We start from the raw sequence: 20,707 nt of genomic DNA, 5'->3' as shown, positions 1-20,707 counted from the left end.
TATTAATTATTCTGATGGCGGGTATCGGTGCCCGCCAGCAAGCTGGTATAATCGCGCCAGAATTTTTTGACGCGTTACACTATGCAAGCCACCATTAAGGCCGATCGCGGTCTGTTTTCTTACCCCAAGTACTGGCCTCATTGTTTCGGTACTGCCCCCTTTTTACCCATGTCACGTGAAGAAATGGAAGCGCTTGGCTGGGACAGCTGTGATGTTATTCTGGTGACAGGTGACGCCTACGTTGACCACCCCAGCTTTGGTATGGCAGTAATCGGCCGTGTGCTGGAGGCCCATGGCTTTCGGGTCGGGATCATTGCCCAGCCCGACTGGACCAGCAAAGACGACTTCATGAAACTGGGTAAGCCGAACCTCTATTTTGGGGTGACAGCAGGGAACATGGACTCGATGATCAACCGCTACACTGCGGATAAAAAGCTGCGTCATGATGACGCGTACACACCAGGGAACGTGGGTGGCAAACGGCCTGACCGGGCTGTTACTGTGTATTCACAGCGCTGTCGCGAGGCATTCAAAGGCGTGCCGGTGATCATTGGTGGTATTGAAGCCAGCCTGCGCCGCATCGCGCATTATGATTACTGGAGTGAGAAAGTCCGTCGTTCGGCACTGTTCGACGCGAAGGCTGACATGCTGATGTTCGGTAACGCCGAACGCCCGCTGGTTGAAGTCACTCATCGTCTCGCCGCAGGTGAGCATATTGCTGATATTACCGACGTTCGCGGTACCGCAATTATTGTGAAGCAGGCGCTACCTGAGTGGCAGGGTGTTGACTCGACCTCGCTGGACAGGCCTGGCAAGATAGATCCCATTCCGAGTCCCTATCAGATGGAGCCGGAGTGCGATAACGACGACAATAAACAAACCACCAGCAATGACAATGCGGCCAAACCCATTGTGGTGCAACCCGCCCAGCGACGCAAGCCATGGGAAAATGTCTATGTAAAACTGCCGGCATTCGAGACCGTTCGCGACAATAAAGTGTTGTACGCGCACACATCACGCATCTTACATCAGGAAACTAATCCGGGCTGTGCCCGCGCTCTGATGCAGCGACACGGTGACCGCCACATCTGGATCAATCCGCCTGCGATGCCGCTGGAAACGGAAGAAATGGACGCGGTGTTTGATCTGCCTTACCAGCGGGTTCCCCATCCTGTCTATGGCGATGCAAAGATCCCGGCATACGATATGATACGCTTTAGCGTTAACATTATGCGTGGCTGTTATGGCGGATGCACGTTCTGTTCTATTACGGAACACGAAGGCAGAATTATTCAAAGCCGTTCGGAAGACTCGATCATTCGGGAAATAGAACAAATCCGGGACACCGTTCCGGGCTTCACCGGCGTAATCTCGGATCTCGGTGGTCCGACGGCCAACATGTACCGGCTGCGCTGTAAAAGTCCGAAAGCAGAAGCGACCTGCCGCAGGCCGTCCTGTGTCTATCCGAGTATCTGTGCGCATATGGACACCAACCATAAACCGACTATCGATCTGTACCGACGTGCACGAAAACTACCAGGCATTAAGAAAATTCTGATTGCTTCAGGCGTTCGTTATGACCTGGCAGTAGAAGATCCGGACTATGTGAAAGAGCTGGCACTTCACCATGTCGGCGGCTACCTGAAAATTGCGCCTGAACATACTGAAGACGGGCCGCTGTCGAAAATGATGAAGCCGGGTATGGGCAGCTATTACCGGTTTAAGGAATTGTTCGACAAGTACTCGCAGGAAGCTGGCAAAAAGCAGTATCTCATCCCTTATTTTATTGCCTCGCACCCGGGCACAACAGATGAAGACATGCTGGCACTGGCAATATGGCTGAAGGAGAACCGCTTCAGGCTCGATCAGGTACAGAATTTTTATCCATCCCCGATGGCAACGGCAACCACCATGTATCACACCGAAGTTAACTCGTTGCGTAAGGTAACCAAAGACAGTGAGGCCGTGCCGTCAGCCAAAGGTGAAATCCATCGGCGTCTGCATAAAGCCATGCTGCGTTATCACGACCCGAAAAACTTTGCGCAAATACGTGAGGCGCTGAAACGGATGGGACGTGAAGATTTGATTGGCCGCGGACCTCAGCATCTTGTGCCGCCTGAAGCGAAAAACGAAAAACAGCAAAAAGCGAAAAAAGCGCGCGGCGGTGAACGGGCAATGACCAAACATACCGGCTTTGGCAAAAAGTCAGCAAACCATCATCGCAGCCAGGTTGCCAAAAGGCCACAATCCGGAAAACGCTGATGGGTAAAAGCGATCGCAACCGTGCACCACGTCCCTGTGATGAGTGTGGTGCACTGTCAGCGGTGTTGTACCGCCTGCGAACTGACGCTGACGGAGCATGGAGGTTTGCCTGTAAAGCCTGTCAGACCAACGCGAAAGCCACAGCGCAGGCTTATCAGTATGGCGGCACCTGGAAACAGAAAAAGCGTCACTAAGCGTATCAGGCTGTCACGCTTCCTGCGGTTTCTCTGGAAGGGCTGACACCGAATTCACGGGTGTATTCCCGGCTGAACTGTGACGCACTGGCATAGCCTACCGTAAACGCCACGGTGGTGACGTCCATCATGCCGCTGTGTAGCAGTTCACGTGCCTTCTGCAGGCGCAAAATCTTTTGGAATTTCAGCGGGGTCACGCCCGTTACCGCTTTGAAGTGCGCATGAAATGACGACGGGCTCATGGAGCTTGCGCGCGCCAGCTCCTCGACTTTCAGCGACGCGGTGTAATGCTGTTTAATCTGGTTAATCGCTTTGCTGATCCGCTCAATATACGAATCGCTGATCCCGAGCTGGGCCACGGCAGGTCCCACACTGCTGCGTAACAGCCGGATCAGGATCTCATCAATCATGTGCGGCACCAGCAAATCGGTGTCGTCCTGCTGCTCTATGATACGCATCATCCGGGTTGCCGCTTCAACAATCTGCGCACTGACGTCGCCCACGTACACTGAACGGGTCTGCTCTGTTCGCGGCACACCATCGGGAAAAATTTTCAGTACCAGGTTATTTAACCGTTCGGGTGAAATAGGGATCACCAGACAATAATAGGGGTTCGCCTTAGACGCTTCGGTTATCTCAACGCGAATAGGCATTTCGGCAGCATACACCACCATTTTTGACGCATTATATTCGAAACTGTCATCCGCCAGTGTGACGCGTTTCGCGCCCTGCGCCACAATACAGATACTGGGCTGCGACAGCGTATAGGTTTTTTCACCCTGCGTGCGGGTGGAACTGGCTATCTGAATGGCGTTGTCAGCTACCGAGAAACTGCCGTCATGCGGAGCAAAACGGGCGAGTGAGCGGGCAAGCGCCTGCAGATCGCCCCTGTCAGGCAGATCGGCAGGCTGACTCACCTTATTGACTCTGACACGCTGGTTCACGCGTTACACGTCCAGCGATGCCATATCAATCACATAACGGTGTGCAACATCACCCTTACTCAGGCTGGCAAACGCATCGTTAATGTCTTCTGCGCGGATAATTTTACATTCAGGATGAATGTTGTGCTCAGCACAGAAGTCCAGGACGTCCTGTGTTTCCTTAATACCACCAATCAGTGAGCCGGCAACGCGACGACGACCCATAATCAGTGGAATCGTCATTGACTCTTCCATCGGACCCACCTGGCCAACAATGACCAGCGTGCCGTCAACATCCAGCAGTGGCGTGTAGGTATCCACATTGTGTTTTACCGGTACGGTGTCGAGGATAACATCAAAAGATGCGGCCGCTTTTTTCATCGCGTCCTCGTCGGTTGACACCAGAATACCCTTCGCGCCGCTTTCTTTCGCTTCCTTCGCTTTGGCATCAGAACGGCTGATAACCGTCACTTCTGCGCCCATGGCTGCGGCCAGTTTTACTGCCATATGACCCAGGCCACCCAGACCAATTACGCCAACACGCGAACCCTTACCGACGTTCCAGGTGCGCAGTGGCGAATAGGTGGTAATACCGGCACACAAAATTGGTGCGGCGCGGGAAAGATCCAGTTGCTCAGGTACGCTCAGGACGAACTCCTCGCGCACAACAATGTGCTTGGAGTACCCACCCTGAGTGATTTCACCGCTGATGCGATCCGGTGCGCCATATGTGGGCGTCATGCCGTTACGGCAGTATTGCTCTTCATGATTATGACACTGGTCACATTCCTGACAGCTGTCGACCATACAGCCAACGGCAACATGGTCACCGGCTTTGTATTTTGTGACATCCGGTCCAACTTCCATCACACGGCCAACAATTTCATGTCCCGGAACCAGCGGATAAGGCTGCGGGCCCCAGTCGCCGTTGACGGTGTGCAGGTCAGAATGGCAAATACCACTGTAAAGAATTTCAATTGCTACATCATTACTGCGAAGTGCTCTTCTCTCAAAATGGTATGGCACCATGTGGGCATCAGAAGAATGTGCGGCATAGCCAATTGTTTTCATCGATAAGTCTCCGTAGTGAGTGTAGTTTTGAGAATCAAAACGACAATTTAGTGTGATATATACTAGTTGTACATTGGCAAAACGTCATGCCTGATCCTGTCAACTGCTTGCCTGATTCTCCAAAATAAAAAAGCCAACCCAGGTGGGTTGGCTTTTGCGCTTCATGCAGGAAGCATAGTACAACACGTACTATTTGTCTCAGGCAGCCTGGGTTTCTTCCTCTGCTTCTACCACTTCGTGGCTAAGCAGGTACTCGAACGCTGCCAGCGAGGCTTTAGCGCCTTCGCCCATAGAGATAACAATCTGCTTGTACGGTACCGTCGTTACATCACCGGCCGCGAAGATACCCGGTTCTGAGGTATGGCACTTGTCATCTACTACAATTTCGCCGTGTTTGGACAGTTCCACCACGTCTTGCGTAAACTGGCTGTTCGGCACCAGACCAATCTGCACGAACACGCCAGACAGTTTAATCTGATGCATCTCGTTGGTCGCCCGGTCCTGATACTCGATGGCGCTGACTTTGCCATTCTCAGCCAGAATTTCACGGGTCGCGGCGTTGGTGATAATCGTGATGTTGTCACGTTTCTTCGCCTGTTCAATCAATACCTTGTCGGCCTTGAGGTCAGGCATGAATTCAAACACCGTGACAGATTTCACAATACCTGCCAGATCCAGCGCGGCTTCAATACCTGAGTTACCGCCACCAATCACGGCAACATCCTTCCCTTTGAAGAACGGGCCATCACAGTGCGGACAGTACGCCACGCCATTACCAATATTTTCTTCTTCACCCGGCACGCCCAGTTTTCTCCAGCGTGCACCAGTAGCTACGATAACAGAACGGGTTCGGATTTCTTCACCTGAGCTCAGCACCACTTTTTTTATGTTGCCCTGCTCGATGGTTTCGACACGCACATGCTCTTTCAACGTGATGTCGTAATCGCGAACGTGCTCCATCAGGTTTCCGACCAGTTCAGGTCCGGTAGTTTTCGGTACCGAAATCAGGTTTTCAATACCCATGGTATCCTTCACCTGACCACCGAAACGATCAGCCACCACGGTAACTTTCAGCCCTTTACGCGCGCTGTAAATTGCAGACGCAACACCGGCCGGACCACCACCAATCACAGTGACGTCCTGCAGCGGCAGCGATTCACCTTTATTGGCGTTCTTCAGTGACGGATCGCGTTCAATCAGCTTGTCGATGAGCGTGCCAGCTTCTACCTTGCCGTTGGCAAACAACTCACCATTCAGGTATACGCTCGGTACACCCTGGATGTCGCGCTCCTCCACCAGTTGTGGGTAAACGCCACCGTCAATCATTTCGGTTTTAATGTTCGGATTCAGCAGTGCGAACTGGTTCAGTGCCTGTACAACGTCAGGACAGTTGTGACAGCTCAGGCTGATAAACACTTCAAAATTCAGTTCTTCATCAACACCCTGAACAATACTCTTCAGGCTGTTGTCGATTTTCAGTTCTGTTCCGGATGCATGTAACAGTGCCAGTACCAGTGAGTTGAACTCATGTCCGCCCGGGATGCCGGAAAAACGGATACCAGTGTCTTCACCGTCGGCTTCAAGCAGGAAGCTCATTGCACTGCGTAGCACGCCATTTGTATCACGTTCTTCCAACTTGATGCGGTCACTGACACCTGCAATGTCGGACAGAAATGACACAAGCTCGTTGCGCTTGCTGTGTTCACCGGTCTGTACGACAAAGGTTACGTCTTTCTGCATTGACTCGGTATACCCTTTCAATGCCTGTAAAATTTCTTTAGTTAACACGGTAATTCTGCCTTTTCATTGGGTTCAGGTATGGAGAGTGGCAATCTGCCACTCTCCCGCGGATAAGTTGGTCTAAACGCGTTGTTTAGATTTTACCTACCAGGTCCAGTGAAGGTGCCAGTGTTGCTTCACCTTCTTTCCATTTTGCAGGACATACTTCACCTGGGTGAGATGCAACGTACTGCGCTGCCTTCACTTTACGCACCAGGTCATCTGCGTCACGGCCAATGCCTTCAGCAGTGATTTCCATCGCCTGTACGATGCCGTCAGGGTCAACAACAAACGTTGCACGGTCAGCCAGCCCCATGTTTTCACGCATACAGTCGAAGTTGCGCGTGATTTCACCGGTCGGGTCGCCAATCATAGCGAACTTGATCTTACCGATGGTCTCAGACGCTTCGTGCCATGCAGCGTGAGTAAAGTGAGTGTCAGTTGATACTGAGAACACTTCTACGCCACGAGACTGCAGCTCTTCGTACTTGTCAGCAATGTCGCCAAGCTCAGTTGGGCACACAAACGTGAAGTCTGCCGGGTAGAATACGAATACTGCCCATTTGCCTTTGATGTCTTCGCTGCTAACTTCAACGAACTCACCGTTTTTGAATGCATTTGCTTTGAATGGCTTAATAGCCTGATTGATCAATGCCATGTTTTACTCTCCGTTTCTTGTGTGTGAAAAAATAACGCTAGCGTTACGTCACGTTGTTACGAAATTTGCGGACAGGTGGTTTGCTTAAAAGCAAATCGCCTGCGCTTCAAACTGGTGATAAGAATAACGAAGACAGACAGGGGAAGATAATTGGTAATCTTGAATGGCCTAATCAAGATAATTAATTGAATAAAATTAATACTGAGGAAAAATTGAATCAATAAAAAAGCCTGCACACTGGCAGGCTTTCGTTAAGCAAGGCTGAAGGACTTCTCTTCGCCTTCGTCATTTTTAGCGGAAACATCAAGACTCAGCAGCTGAATATATTTGTCACGTCGCTCTTCCTGGGTTGGCGACAGTGAGCTGTTTACCAGCAGGCTCGCCGCTTTATTGGCATTCGCCAGTTGCTGTGCATTTAGCGTCTCGCTTTTGGATAGCTGTACCAGCACCTTCAGCAGGCTTAGCGCAATTTGCTTGTCCATCGGCGACAGTACCATGGCCTGTTGCAGGTTGTTGTACGCAGGCAGCACCCGGTTTTCACGGTAATTGGTGGTGGCCATGTCTTTCAGCTCTTTTGTGGTGAACTGAATTTCCGTGCGTTCAATAGATTCCTGCTTGAGGTATTCATCCACTACCTGCGAGGAGAAGGTGTCTCCGGCTATCTGCTTACGCAGCGTATCAAGGATCTTAAGGCAATGTTCACGCATACCCAGCTCATGGAATGCCTTCATTTTATCAAGGTTGTCTTCCATACTGAGGCCGCCGGCATCCGGACGCTTACTCTTCATGATTGCCTCAGCGCCCTTTTTGTCGGCCTTAAGACATTTAATCCGGGCATGAATTACATCGAGCTGCTCAGTCAACTGCTTTTCGTTGCCTTTTCGCGCCCGCAGGTCCTCGATTTCTTTTTCCGCACGCTTTACCAGCTTAGTGACATCGGCATCGTTTGAACTGGTTGCCAGGTCAATCATTGAACGAATCACGTTCAGGCTGAGATCGGGTGAGTCATGAATGGAATTTTTGGCGTATTTGGCCATGTTCTGCACGGCAGCCAGTTGCCCCTGCTTGTCATGGTTGAGGCGAGCCAGATCCCACAAGCGCCGGTTCCGCTCAATATTTCGCGGAGCCAGTGCACTGGCTCGCTTAATCTGCTCGTAGGCTTCTTCGTACATTTCTTTTTCAATGTAGTACTGCGCCAGCAGATCGTAAGTCAGGAATCGTGTATCACGCCGTTCAAGTAAGTCTTCAATCAGGGTTTCCGCTTCTTCCAGTTTATCCTGTCTGAGCAGGGCTCTGGCCAGACCAATATTCACCCAGGCGTAATCGCAACTGGTGAGCAGGTCGCGGTAATACATCTCTGCCCGCTCAAAATCACGCAGGTGCATCAGTGCCTCACCAATGATGCGCTTTAATCGCGGATGGAAATCAACCAGGGATTTGTCTTTAAGCTTTCGCTCAGCCTGGTAAATAGCCGCAGCGTATTCCCGGTTGGCGACAAAATGCTCCAGACGGTGCATCTGACGCTTCACCTCTATCAGGAAGTTCAGCCGGTTTTCGATGCGGTGACGATCCAGCGGTTTGACCCAAAAATCATGCGGCTGCAACTCAACAATGCAGTTAACCAGCTCAGCAGAGGTTTCCGCGCTTAAAAAGACAACGGTGGTTTGTTCGGTAATATGGCCAAGGTGCTTAAGTTCTTCAAACAGGTGAAAGCCGTCACGGTCATTACTGACGTTAAAGGCAATAAGGATAAAATCGAACTTATTATCATCGCATAATCGCAATGCATGATAGGCGTTTAGCGCACTGAAGACTTTGCGTATCCCCATTTCGTTAAGCGCACTGCCGACCACTTCATGCACCAGTGACTGGTTATCAATGACCAGAATTTTGAGTTCTTCGCGACTAGGAGGAGCAGGAATACTGTCAATCATGGTTTATTAATGTCACTACTTATTCCGTGTCGAAACCTGCTCTGGATACCATCAGGCATGGACATACAGGCTAAGGTAATTTACGCAACATCAGGTTCCGTGGCTTTCTGGCTGTCACAACCCAAAGGCACGTTATTGTTATTATTTTTCAAACTGTGTCTGTTTGGATATTAGCATTAGATTATGCAGTATTGCCACTAGCGGGGTGGATCAATTTTGCCCTGATGGCTGCCATTCAGTCTGAACCAGCTGGCAACAGACAATCGTTTTCTTGTCGCCGGACGCACTTCATGAGGAAACCGCTCACTCAGAAAAATAACCAGCGTACCCAGTCTGGGTAAGACCGCCGTTCCCTCTGTGTCATGCTCATCAGCAAATAATACCAGTTCACCACCGTCTTCCAGTTGCCAATTGTCGTTCAGATAGGTGACCATAGAGAGTACCCGGTTACCTTCGCCGACGAAGGCGTCCACATGACGCTGATAAAATGCGCCGGGCTCATAGCAGGCAAAATGACTTTCTACCGAGAACAGCCCCATAAACAAATGACGGTTGAGATAGGTACGCAGCTGTTCGCACCACCCCAGCCAAAGCTGCCCTTCCGGCAGAACGCCGTCTATCCAGCAAATTTCGTCTGAACGAACACGCGAGTCATGCTGAAAGTCTGTCTGGCGGCCGATGCCAGCCCGGTGAAACGCGTCTTTACTTACCGACTGCTGACAACGTACCAGTGCGTCGGTAATGTGCGCGGGCAACGCATCAGGAAGGATGCAATAGCCCCGCTCTACCAGTGAATCTGCAATGGTTGCGAACAGGTCGGTGTTATCGGTATTGCCCGGAGGAAGATCAGAAAGCTGAATTGCCGTTTCCATTGGTTTTGCGCACAGGTAAACTAAAAATCGGAATCGCGTTATACGCCGGTTTTTTGACCTGCGCAACTGCTTTTTACCGTTAATCACGGGCGCACGGCACACGACACTGGCACACTGGAATGAAACGAAGTTAAGCGTTTGTACGTACACAATTTTTGAATTCAAAAACAACGAGGTCACAGCATTAATGAGTCAGGATCAAACTGTTGTAGAAGAAACCGAACACCATCTGGAACTGCGTAATCTCAGACTGGACGATTACGATGATGTCAGAGAACTGATGGATAAGGTCTATGCCAACGTCGGTGGAGCCTGGCCGTATAAAAACTTTAAAGCCCAGGTGACGACCTTTCCGGATGGTCAGATTTGTATCGAAGACAAAGGCAAAGTCGTGGCCTTCGCCATATCAGTGATTGTTGACTATGAGCAGTTTGGCGACAAGCACAGCTATGACGAAATTACCGGTGATGCCTACCTCACTACCCACGATCCTAACGGCGATGTGCTGTATGGGGTTGAGGTTATTGTCAGCCCCGAATACCGGGGGCTTCGGCTTGGGCGCCGTCTTTACGAGGCGCGCAAGGAACTGTGCCGGAACCTTAACCTTAAATCAATTATGGCCGGCGGCCGCATTCCTAATTACGGCAAGTATGCCCATGAGTTAACGCCATACGAGTACATTGAGCAGGTAAAGTCGAAAGATATCTACGATCCTATTCTGACCTTTCAGTTATCAAACGGGTTTGAGGTAAAACAGGTACTGCAGGCTTATCTGCCTGAAGACGAGGCGTCGAAAGGCTATGCCACACTGCTGCAGTGGCACAACATTTATTACGAGCCGGGCAGCCCGTCACTGATTGGCGGCGTTAAGCAGAATGCGCGCATCGGCTGCGTGCAGTGGCAGATGCGTTATTTCAATAACGTTGAGGAATTACTGCAACAGGCTGAGTATTTTGTCGATGCCCTGTCCGATTACAATTGCGACGTTGCGCTGTTTCCCGAATTTTTTAATGCCCCGCTGATGGGATTAAGTCCAAACGATTCGTCCATTGACGCAATCTGGCACCTGGCAACGTACACCGATGAGATCCTCACGGCGATGTCGCACCTGGCGGTATCGTACAACATCAATATTATCGCGGGGTCCATGCCGATTGTTGAAGACGAGGAACTGTATAACGTCAGCTATATCTGCAAGCGTGATGGTACCATTGAGAGCCAGTACAAACTGCACCCCACCCCGCATGAGAAAAAAGACTGGATCATGAAGGGCGGTAACAGCCTTAAGGTGTTTGATACCGACTTTGGCAAAATTGGCGTACTGATTTGTTACGACGTCGAGTTTCCCGAACTGGCCCGGATCCTGTCTGAACAGGAAATGCAGATTCTGTTTGTGCCATTCTGGACCGATACGAAAAACGGTTACCTGCGAGTACGTCGCTGCGCGCAGGCTCGCGCTATCGAAAATGAGTGTTATGTGGCCATTGCCGGCAGCGTGGGTAACCTGCCTAAAGTGGACAATGTTGATATTCAGTACGGTCAGACCGCCGTATTTTCTCCGTCCGACTTTGCGTTTCCACATGACGCCATTGTCTCAGAGACAACACCTAACACCGAAATGACGCTGATTGTCGATCTCGACCTCGAAAAACTGACCCGGCTTCAGAATGAGGGCTCGGTCCGCAACTACCTCGACCGCCGTCGCGACCTCTATCGTGTAGAGTGGATTGGTGGCGACTGACACGTCGCTTAACGCTGACTGCTATTTGTGTAAAATAGCGGTCAGCCGTGGTATTGTGCAATATTAAGCGCTAACATCCGGTGTTTTAAGAAGTGTCCCGGCAATAAGACAAGAGAAAATATGGCAGATAATCAACGACAGGACGATTTCCCTACCATCCGCCTTGATGAAGAAGACCGTCAGGCCTATCAGAAGTCAAAGCAGCCTTCCAGCAGCAAGCCAGGCCCCAGTACGGCGCCGGCATCGTCAAAAAGCGGTGGCGGCAACGGCGTATGGGTAACACTGGTTGCGCTGATTGCACTGGCCGGTGTGGGTGGCTGCTATTATCTTTATACTCAGCTGGAGCAGCAGAAACTTGCCGCCCAGGAAGCTGAAAACCGCATTATGCTGTTAGAAAAGAAACTGTCTGCCACCGGCGAGGAAATCGGTGAATCGACCGTCGCCCTTCAGGTCAAAGTGAACGAACTGGTCGCTAAAACCGAAGAGCTGTGGGAACAGATGGACAAGCTCTGGGCATCGGCCTGGCGTCGTAACCAGAAAGAAATTGCGGACTTAGGTGAACGGGTTACCAACGTTCAGTCGGCCATCAATGGCAATATCCAGAATGTCGCAGACGATGTCAAAGCAACCAACGGTCAGGTTGCATCTCTCAAACGTCAGCTTGCGACCGTTGCCGATGATCTGCTGGCGCTGAATGTGCAACTGGAACAGGCGCAGTCTGATAAACAGCAGAATGCACAAACGGTGAAAAGTCTGAATGACAAATTATCGGTGCTGGAACAGCGAAATAACGCCCTGTCTGGCCGTATTTCAAAAATGGAACAGGATCTGCGTGACATCGCTACAAAAATGGTAAGCAGCTCACCCACTGCGTCTGTGCCTGTTTCCCGTCCTGTGCCTGCCAGTGGCGCCGCTACCGGTCAGTAGAGAAACTCGACGCCGTTTATCTTTTTTCGACACCATCACAACATGGGTTGTGATGGTGTTGACCTGACGTGCCACCGCTCCCAGACTATCCGTGTGAAACACGTTAAGCGCTTCAATGTCTTTCACTTCTACCCTGAGCAGATATTCAAACGTACCGGTTACGTTATGGCACTCCACGACTTCAGTAGCATCACTCATTACTTGTTCAACCGCTTTAAGACGGTAATGGCAGAGCTATGGGTTGTGTCGGTACTACCTGCAATGTTTGGTTAGCCATTATCGGGGCCGAGGCAACGTACGAGGAGAGGGGGTGTGACCGTAAGACACGGCGTAAACCCATCCATGGGGCCTCCGCCGCCGCATCCATGCGGCGGAGGGTCTTTCGGTCACACCCCCTCTCCTCGCCACCTCGCTGGCAGCAATCGCAGGGTTCACTCCGTGTTGCGCGTTAGCACCCATCCCCACAAACGCCGAGCACAAAAAAAGCGCCCGAAGGCGCTTTTTCTGAAACCTGTGCGGCGCTTAGCGACGCAGACCCAGACGCTTGATCAGATCAAGGTAACGGTCAGCATTTTTACCTTTCAGGTAGTCCAGCAGCTTACGACGCTGGCTAACCATGCGCAGCAGACCACGGCGTGAGTGGTGATCTTTCTTGTGATCAGAGAAGTGAGACTGCAGTTTGTTGATGTTGTGAGTCAACAGGGCAACCTGTACTTCCGGAGAGCCGGTATCGCCCTCTTTTACGCCAAAGTCAGCAATGATTTTTGCGGTTTCTTCTTTAGTTAGTGACATAGTAACTCCTTAATTAAAGGTCGCGCCGATCACTAATTCAGCCCGACTGGAAAGTGCGCGTATTATAACGACACGCGATAAATAAACAAGCCTATTGTTTGTCCGCGGAGGAATAGACAACCCGGCGTTTCGGATTCACAAAAAGTGAGCCCTGCGCCGCCTGCGGCTGGTCTTTGGGGTTCATTACCGCTTCACCGACCCCTAAAAACTGAGTACCACTGTCGCTATGATGATAAACCCGGCAAACATCACCCGCGGTGAGCGTTGGCACTGACGCTGCGGACACACTCTGTCCGTTATCGAAGCGCGTGCGCTCACTGTCGCTGATGGTCAGTGCCGGAAGACGCTGTACGGCCGTATCCATGGGCAGCAAAAGGGCGTCAAGCGCACTGAAGTCAGTCTCATCACCCTGTTCAGACAGCGCGACCAGAGTGTCGATGTCGACCATTTTGTCATTCGGGTAATCTGCCACGTGAGTGCGATGCAGGCGTGTTACATAAGCCCCGCAGCCAAGCTGCTGACCAATATCGTCTACCAGCGAGCGGATATAGGTGCCTTTACTGCAATGCACACGCATTTCTACTTCAGGTAGTGCGATGCGCGTAATTTCCAGCGAAAAAATTGTGATATCACGCGCTTCACGCTCTACCTCAATGCCCTGTCTGGCGTAGTAATACAGCGGCTTTCCCTGATACTTCAGTGCAGAATACATCGACGGGATTTGCTTGCTGTCCCCAATAAAGCCTTCGCAGACCTGGCGTACCTCGGTCTCGGTGACCGTAACAGGCCGGGTTTCAACCACTTCACCGTCAGCGTCTGACGTTGTGGTGCGTGTCCCCAGGGTCGCGGTCACTTCATAAATTTTGTCGGCGTCCAGCAGAAACTGAGAGAACTTGGTGGCCTCACCAAGACAGATCGGCAGCATACCGCTGGCCAGCGGATCAAGGGCACCGGTGTGGCCAGCTTTCGACGCTTTGTACAGCCAGCGGACTTTTTGCAGCAGCTGGTTCGAAGAGCCGCCAAGCGGTTTGTCCAGCAACACTATGCCGTTGATGTCACGGCCTTTACGTCGTCTTGCCATTTACTCCTGCTCGTCGCTGTCGTGTTCTTTACGCTTCGCTTCATCCTGTGCCACGGTCTGTGACACCAGGTTCGAAATCCGCATTCCCTCGGTGATTGAGGCATCACGCAAGAAATGCAGGTGCGGTACCGAACGCATCCGGATCCGTCGCGCCAACAGTGAACGGACAAACCCTTTGTTTTCTTCAAGTCCCTTGATAACCAGTTTCGCCTGCTCATCATCATCACCATAAACGGTAATGAAGATTTTGGCGTGAGCGAGATCGCGTGACACATCAACGTCAGATACCGTGATCAGCGGAATGTCGCCAACACGATGTTTGTATTCATTTTGCAGGATACTCGCAACTTCCTTATGAATTTGCTGAGCAACCCGGTCAGTACGTGAAAATTCACGAGCCATACTTTACTCCTTACTGCCTGATGAACGGTTGTATCATGCAGACAAAAACGGGGGCGCCTGCCCCCGTTTGCATACTTACCATGTCCGGCAAGACTACCGGATTGTCAAACGGTACTTACAGTTCGCGTTTCACTTCAACAACTTCGAACACCTCAATCTGGTCTCCGACTTTTACGTCATTGTAGTTCTTAACGCCGATACCACATTCCATGCCGTTACGGACTTCCTGTACGTCGTCTTTAAAGCGGCGCAGTGACTCCAGTTCACCTTCGTAGATCACCACGTTGTCACGCAGTACACGAATCGGATTACTGCGCTTCACAACGCCTTCGGTAACCATACACCCGGCAATTGCGCCAAGTTTAGGTGACTTAAATACGTCACGGACTTCCGCCAGACCGATGATTTCCTGTCTGAATTCAGGCTCAAGCATACCGCTCATTGCGGCTTTGACTTCATCGATCAGGTTGTAGATAACGCTGTAGTAACGCAGATCAATTTCCTCAGACTCCAGCATGCGACGGGCGGCAGCATCTGCACGCACGTTAAAGCCCAGCACGATAGCGCCAGAAGCCGCTGCCAGTGAGGCATCGGTCTCGGTAATACCACCAACACCACTACCCACGATGTTGACTTTCACCTCGTCGGTAGACAGCTTCATCAGAGACTCTGAAATTGCTTCTACTGAGCCCTGAACGTCGGCTTTCAATACGATATTCAGTTCGCTGACATCGCCAGCCTGCATATCGGCAAACATGTTTTCCAGCTTGGCTTTCTGCTGACGCGCCAGCTTCAGTTCACGTTTCTTCTGATGACGCTTAGCGGCAACTTCACGGGCTTTACGCTCGTCTTTTACAACCGCAGCATCTTCACCTGCAACCGGAACACCTGACAGGCCAAGCACCTCAACCGGTGTCGACGGCCCCGCGGTTTTCACTTCGTTACCGTTTTCGTCGCGCATCGCACGCACGCGGCCATACTCTTCACCGCACAGCAGGATGTCGCCAGTATTCAGCTCACCTTCCTGCACCAGGACTGACGCGACCGGTCCACGGCCTTTGTCAAGGCGAGACTCAATAACGATACCGCGGGCAGGCCCGGTTGGTACGGCTTTCAGATCAAGGACTTCTGCCTGCAGGTTGATGGCCTCGAGCAACTCGTCAACGCCCATACCGGTCTTCGCCGATACGTTAACGAACTGGTGCTCACCGCCCCACTCTTCTGAAATCACTTCCAGCTGAGACAGTTCGGTTTTCACGCGATCAGGATCGGCGGTTTCTTTATCCATCTTGTTGACAGCAACAATCAGCGGAACACCAGCCGCGCGGCTGTGCTGAATCGCTTCTTTGGTCTGCGGCATTACGCCGTCATCGGCTGCCACAACCAGCACGACGATATCTGTCGCGTTAGCACCACGCGCACGCATCGCAGTAAACGCTGCGTGTCCCGGGGTATCAAGGAAGGTAATTTCGCCGTTATCGGTATCAACCTTGTATGCACCAATGTGCTGGGTAATACCGCCTGCCTCACCGTCAGCCACTTTGGCGCGACGGATGTAGTCAAGCAGTGACGTTTTACCGTGGTCAACGTGTCCCATGATCGTCACCACCGGCGCCCGGCTCGTTTTCTCGGCGCTGGTGTTTTCTGCCATGATTTCTTCTTCAAGTGCATTGTCATTCACCAGCTCGTACTTGTGACCCATTTCTTCGATCACCAGTACTGCCGTGTCCTGATCCAGCACCTGGTTAATGGTTGCCATCTCACCCATTTTCATCATGGCCTTAATGACAGCGTTTGACTTAACGGCCATACGGTTTGCCAGTTCACCTACCGTGATGGTCTCGCCCAGTCTGACGACGCGCTCTACAGGCTGCGCCGGTTTGTTAAAGCCTTGCTTCAAATGTTCTCCTGCGTTTTTCTTCGACTTTTTGCGTCGTCTTGAGGAGCGCTCTACCTGCATATCCTCTTCGTCTTCCGCTTCCTGTGCGTAGCGGTTTGAGTGCAGGTGAACTTCTTCAGCTTCTTCTTTCTTACGGCGTTCCTCTTCTTCTTTCCAACGACGCTCGTTCTCTTCTGCCAGCTTACGGGCTTCTTCAGCCGCGCGCTTCGCTTCTTCTTCAAGCTTCTTCTGCGCTTCCTGCTCCTGCGCTTTACGCAGACGCTCTTCTTCCTGACGCGCGCGCTCCTGCTCCGCTCTCTCCTCGTCGGTCAGCTGGGCATCATCGGCTTTACGCGCCTCGGCTTCTTTACGTGCCTGTTCGGCACGCTTCGCACGCTCTGCCTCTGCGGCTTTGCGTGCTTCTTCCGCTTTACGGGCTTTCTCTTCAGCTGCACGCTTGGCTTCTTCGGCAGCACGCTCTTCGGCTTCACGCTTCGCACGGGCTTCCTCTTCACGGCGCTTCGCCTCTTCCTCAGCCAGCTTCTGCTCTTCAATTTCGCTGCGCTTGACGTAAGTCCGCTTTTTGCGTACTTCAACCTTAACCGCTTTCGACTTACCCACGCTAAGCGTGCTGGTTGTCTTACGTTTAAGCGTCATACGCTTCGGCTCACCGGCGCCACTGCTGCCGTGCTGTTCACTTAAGTGATCAAGCAACTTCTTCTTTTCTTCTTCAGAAACATTGTCGCTCGCCTGCTTGGTGATGCCCGCATCCTTGAATTGGCTGATAAGCCGGTCAACGGTAGTTCCAATGTCACTGGCGAGTTTTTCTATAGATACTTCTGCCATTACGTGTATATCCCCCTGTTGACCTTATTCTTCACTAAACCAGACGATGTTACGGGCAGCCATGATCAACGCACCGGCTTTCTCTTCGTCCAGCTCATCTATGTCGCTGATGTCATCTGTGCCCTGCTCGGCCAGTTCTTCCAAATCGCTGATACCGCGGCTGGCAAGCACGTAAGCCACATGCTTGGTCATGCCTTCCAGGTTCAGCAGCGCCTCGGTCGGCTCGGCGCCTTCCAGGCTTTCTTCTGTAGCCAGTGCACGGGTCGTCAGGTAGTCGCGTGCGCGATTACGCAGCTCTTCCACCATATCTTCATCCAGCCCGTCAATGGCCAGCAGTTCACTGACCGGCACATAGGCCACTTCTTCCAGCGTTGAGAAGCCTTCATCGGCCAGTACGCTGGCAAATTCTTCATCGATATCCAGACCTTCAACAAACAACTGAAGCGTTTTTTCGATTTCTTCTTTGTGTTTGTTTTCCAGGTCTTCAACGGTCATCACGTTAAGCTCCCAGCCTGTCAGCTGGCTGGCAAGACGGACGTTCTGACCGCTGCGGCCAATCGCCTGTGCCAGGTTGTCGGCTTCAACCGCTACGTCCATCGTATGGCTGTCTTCGTCCACCACAATCGATGCAACTTCAGCCGGTGCCATCGCGTTAATAACGAACTGTGCCGGGTTTTCGTCCCATAACACAATGTCGACACGCTCGCCGCCAAGCTCTCCTGATACCGCCTGAACACGTGAACCACGCATACCAACACAGGCGCCTACCGGGTCGAGGCGTTTGTCATTGGTTTTGACCGCAATTTTTGCACGCGAACCTGGGTCACGGGCCGCCGATTTAATTTCCAGTGTCTCTTCAGCAATTTCAGGCACTTCAAGGCGGAACAGCTCAACCAGCATGTCAGGGTGTGTACGGCTGATAAACAGCTGTGCACCGCGCGCCTCGGGGCGGATCACATACAGCAGACCACGTACGCGGTCACCCGGACGGAACGTTTCACGCGGCAGCATATCATCACGATAGATGACGCCTTCTGCGTTGTTGCCAAGGTCGATGATGATGTTGTCACGGTTTACTTTTTTGACTGTACCGGTAACCAGTTCACCAACTTTGTCCTCGTACTCCGCGACCATCTGGGCGCGCTCTGCTTCACGCACTTTCTGTACGATGACCTGCTTAGCGGTCTGAGTGGTAATACGGTCAAATGCGATGGATTCAATCTGTTCTTCAACATAGTCACCCACCTGCACCTCAGGTTCTTCGACCTGCGCTGCCGACAGCGTAATTTCTGCGTAAGGGTTTTCCTGCTCCTGATCATCAGGGATAACCAGCCAGCGACGGAACGTATCAAAATCACCCGTAGTACGGTCAATGCTTACGCGAACTTCAATATCGCCTGCGTTTTTCTTTTTGGTTGCACTGGCGATTGCGAATTCCAATGCTTCAAAAATCTTTTCCCGCGGCACTTGTTTTTCATTTGAAACGGCTTCTGCCACTAACAAAATTTCTTTATTCATTTTTGCCTCACTCAAGCTTTCACTACTGAAAGCATTGCTGTTCCGTTAGTCGAATGTGGGAACAACGTTCGCTTTTTCGATATTCGCCACAGCTAACTGGAACTGCTGGCCATCCACTTCAATGCTGACCACGCCTTCTTCGCATGACAGCAAGGTTCCTTTAAAATTACGTCGATTGTCCATGGGCATGGCAAGCCGGATTTGAACGACCTCGCCCACTGCATTTTTAAAATGCTTTTCCTTGAACAACGGACGATCCATCCCCGGAGATGACACCTCCAGGTTATATTCCGTGCTAATCGGATCTTCAACGTCAAGAATGGCACTGACCTGATAACTGACCTCGGCACAGTCATCAACATTGATGCCGTTCTCGTGATCAATGAACACGCGCAAAATAGAGTGTTTTCCTGCACGCACATATTCGATGCCCACCAGTTCAAAGCCCAGCGCTTCGACACCTGGTTCAAGCATTTCAGTCAGTTTATCTTCAAGTCTTGCCAATCCTAACCTCCAGAAACGAAAAAAGGGCCTGAAAGCCCAACCTACCTCGCTGTCAGACAATGCGCGAACGCGATTGCGATCAGACAGTGAGTCAACAAAAAGCCCCGGACTAGCGGGGCTTTTTGTTCAAATCTGAACTCATCACTGTAATGGCACAGTGTGCAAACACATGAGTATAAAAAAACCACCGGCTGGTGACGTCTGCAACAGGCAATGCGTTACTTTCCAGTGATATCCCGAGGGAGCCCGCATTGCGTAGGGCGCATTATACTGATTGCGGTCACAATAAGCAACACATCAGACAAGCTCCCTGCTCGCCATATCAGTCATCTTCCTGCCAGCGCGCCTTAATTTCAAGGATCTCGTCAAGGTGGGCGTCGAGCAGATCGATCAGACGCGGCTCAAAGTGTTTGCCGCGCTGAGACCGCATGAACTCCATGGTTTTTTCTACTGACCAGGCTTCCTTGTAGGGACGTTTACTGGTGAGCGCATCAAACACATCAGCTACCGCAACAATCCGCCCTTCAATTGGTATATCTTCACCCGCCAGGCCGTTGGGATACCCGCTACCGTCCCATTTTTCATGGTGAGTCAGTGCCACAGACTTCGCAATCACAAGCAGGTCTGAATCACATTCGCCAATGATCTCTGCGCCAATCTGCGGATGCGTTTTCATCACCGCAAATTCATCATCGGTCAGTTTTCCCGGTTTGAGCATAATACTGTCAGGAATGCCTATTTTGCCGATATCGTGCATCGGCGCGGCATGTAGCAGGATTTCGGCCTGCTCTTCGCTAAAGCCATAGCCGAGAGCCAGGATCCTTGAATAATGACTCATTCGTAGTACGTGCATTCCGGTTTCGTTGTCTTTGTACTCCGACGCACGGCCAAGACGCTGAACAACCTGCAGACGCGTTCGTTTCAGTTCATCTGACTGCACCAGTGACAGGTGGGTTTTGACCCGTGCCCTGACGACCGGGGCAGAAATGGGTTTAGTGATGTAATCCACACCGCCGACATTAAACCCTTCAGCTTCGTCGTGTTCATCACTCAGCGCGGTAACGAAAATAACCGGAATAGACCGTGTGGCATCATCGGCTTTCAGACGCTGACAGGTTTCAAAGCCGGTTAATCCCGGCATCATCACATCCATCAGGATCAAATCCGGCGCCTGATCGTGCGCCAGTCTGAGTGCCTCTTCACCATTCTTGGCAAATACCAGGTTGTAGTCTTTGTCGAGTAACTGACGCAGCACACGCAAATTTACCGGCTCATCGTCGACCAGCAGAATGGTGGGGGGAGCAACTTTTCTCAGCATAATACC

The 20,707-nt window shown here is 51.6% G+C and carries 17 protein-coding genes and 1 pseudogene; 4 read left to right on the top strand and 14 right to left on the bottom strand.

What is annotated here, in order from left to right:
* Window positions 1–81 precede the first annotated feature (81 nt).
* Window positions 82–2,262: a YgiQ family radical SAM protein gene (locus tag AB1N33_RS00660; protein WP_411269595.1), complete on the top strand. Its 2,181-nt coding sequence runs from the start codon at window positions 82–84 to the stop codon at window positions 2,260–2,262.
* Window positions 2,262–2,456, top strand: a complete 195-nt coding sequence (locus AB1N33_RS00655; protein WP_411269594.1) for a DUF8622 domain-containing protein — start codon at window positions 2,262–2,264, stop codon at window positions 2,454–2,456. Before AB1N33_RS00660 ends, AB1N33_RS00655 begins: the two co-directional genes overlap by 1 nt.
* Before the next feature lie 5 nt (window positions 2,457–2,461).
* On the opposite strand, the gene AB1N33_RS00650 is transcribed toward AB1N33_RS00655, so the two are convergent.
* From AB1N33_RS00650 to AB1N33_RS00625, 6 genes are all read right to left on the bottom strand, one after another.
* Window positions 2,462–3,400: an AraC family transcriptional regulator gene (locus AB1N33_RS00650; RefSeq protein ID WP_411269593.1), complete on the bottom strand. Its 939-nt coding sequence runs from the start codon at window positions 3,398–3,400 to the stop codon at window positions 2,462–2,464.
* A 3-nt stretch (window positions 3,401–3,403) separates the two neighbouring features.
* Window positions 3,404–4,450: an NAD(P)-dependent alcohol dehydrogenase gene (locus tag AB1N33_RS00645; protein WP_411269592.1), complete on the bottom strand. Its 1,047-nt coding sequence runs from the start codon at window positions 4,448–4,450 to the stop codon at window positions 3,404–3,406.
* Between the two features lie 198 nt (window positions 4,451–4,648).
* Window positions 4,649–6,238 (bottom strand): alkyl hydroperoxide reductase subunit F, encoded by a 1,590-nt coding sequence (gene ahpF, locus AB1N33_RS00640; protein ID WP_411269591.1) that lies wholly within the window; start codon window positions 6,236–6,238, stop codon window positions 4,649–4,651.
* Window positions 6,239–6,323: 85 nt separating this feature from the next.
* On the bottom strand, window positions 6,324–6,881 hold the full coding sequence (gene ahpC, locus AB1N33_RS00635) for an alkyl hydroperoxide reductase subunit C (protein WP_443983616.1): 558 nt from the start codon (window positions 6,879–6,881) through the stop codon (window positions 6,324–6,326).
* A gap of 257 nt (window positions 6,882–7,138) precedes the next feature.
* Entirely contained in the window at window positions 7,139–8,821 is a 1,683-nt protein-coding gene (locus AB1N33_RS00630; protein ID WP_411269589.1) for a response regulator, read from the bottom strand.
* 197 nt (window positions 8,822–9,018) lie between these two features.
* A complete protein-coding gene (locus AB1N33_RS00625; protein WP_411269588.1) occupies window positions 9,019–9,693 on the bottom strand; it encodes a 2OG-Fe(II) oxygenase in 675 nt (224 codons plus the stop codon).
* A 187-nt stretch (window positions 9,694–9,880) separates the two neighbouring features.
* Here AB1N33_RS00625 and AB1N33_RS00620 point away from each other — a divergent pair, with 187 nt between their 5' ends.
* Both AB1N33_RS00620 and AB1N33_RS00615 read left to right on the top strand, forming a co-directional pair.
* Window positions 9,881–11,434: a GNAT family N-acetyltransferase gene (locus AB1N33_RS00620; protein ID WP_411269587.1), complete on the top strand. Its 1,554-nt coding sequence runs from the start codon at window positions 9,881–9,883 to the stop codon at window positions 11,432–11,434.
* A 120-nt stretch (window positions 11,435–11,554) separates the two neighbouring features.
* Window positions 11,555–12,361 carry a hypothetical protein gene (locus AB1N33_RS00615; RefSeq protein WP_411269586.1) on the top strand — a complete coding sequence of 269 codons (807 nt, stop codon included), beginning with the start codon at window positions 11,555–11,557 and terminating at the stop codon, window positions 12,359–12,361.
* On the opposite strand, the pseudogene AB1N33_RS00610 reads toward AB1N33_RS00615, so the two are convergent.
* The 8 genes and pseudogenes from AB1N33_RS00610 to AB1N33_RS00575 form a co-directional block, all read right to left on the bottom strand.
* Window positions 12,296–12,571 (bottom strand): annotated as a pseudogene (locus AB1N33_RS00610) (Lrp/AsnC ligand binding domain-containing protein); the annotation flags it as partial. The gene AB1N33_RS00615 and the pseudogene AB1N33_RS00610 overlap by 66 nt on opposite strands.
* Before the next feature lie 312 nt (window positions 12,572–12,883).
* Complete coding sequence (gene rpsO / locus AB1N33_RS00605; RefSeq protein WP_411269585.1) at window positions 12,884–13,153, bottom strand: 30S ribosomal protein S15; 270 nt, start codon at window positions 13,151–13,153, stop codon at window positions 12,884–12,886.
* Between the two features lie 91 nt (window positions 13,154–13,244).
* The gene (gene truB / locus AB1N33_RS00600) at window positions 13,245–14,234 is read right to left on the bottom strand and encodes a tRNA pseudouridine(55) synthase TruB (RefSeq protein ID WP_411269584.1); all 990 of its coding nucleotides are present in this window, start codon (window positions 14,232–14,234) and stop codon (window positions 13,245–13,247) included.
* Window positions 14,235–14,636 carry a 30S ribosome-binding factor RbfA gene (rbfA, locus tag AB1N33_RS00595; protein WP_411269583.1) on the bottom strand — a complete coding sequence of 134 codons (402 nt, stop codon included), beginning with the start codon at window positions 14,634–14,636 and terminating at the stop codon, window positions 14,235–14,237.
* 115 nt (window positions 14,637–14,751) lie between these two features.
* Window positions 14,752–17,361 (bottom strand): translation initiation factor IF-2, encoded by a 2,610-nt coding sequence (infB, locus tag AB1N33_RS00590; protein ID WP_411269582.1) that lies wholly within the window; start codon window positions 17,359–17,361, stop codon window positions 14,752–14,754.
* 24 nt (window positions 17,362–17,385) lie between these two features.
* A complete protein-coding gene (gene nusA / locus AB1N33_RS00585) occupies window positions 17,386–18,879 on the bottom strand; it encodes a transcription termination factor NusA (RefSeq protein ID WP_411269581.1) in 1,494 nt (497 codons plus the stop codon).
* A 45-nt stretch (window positions 18,880–18,924) separates the two neighbouring features.
* Window positions 18,925–19,383: a ribosome maturation factor RimP gene (gene rimP / locus AB1N33_RS00580; RefSeq protein ID WP_411269580.1), complete on the bottom strand. Its 459-nt coding sequence runs from the start codon at window positions 19,381–19,383 to the stop codon at window positions 18,925–18,927.
* Window positions 19,384–19,705: 322 nt separating this feature from the next.
* On the bottom strand, window positions 19,706–20,701 hold the full coding sequence (locus tag AB1N33_RS00575) for a response regulator (protein ID WP_411269579.1): 996 nt from the start codon (window positions 20,699–20,701) through the stop codon (window positions 19,706–19,708).
* Window positions 20,702–20,707: the final 6 nt, after the last annotated feature.

Source organism: Alteromonas nitratireducens, from assembly GCF_040812025.1.
Classification (GTDB): Bacteria; Pseudomonadota; Gammaproteobacteria; order Enterobacterales; family Alteromonadaceae; genus Alteromonas; species Alteromonas nitratireducens.
This window is presented reverse-complemented; position numbering and strand designations above follow the sequence as displayed.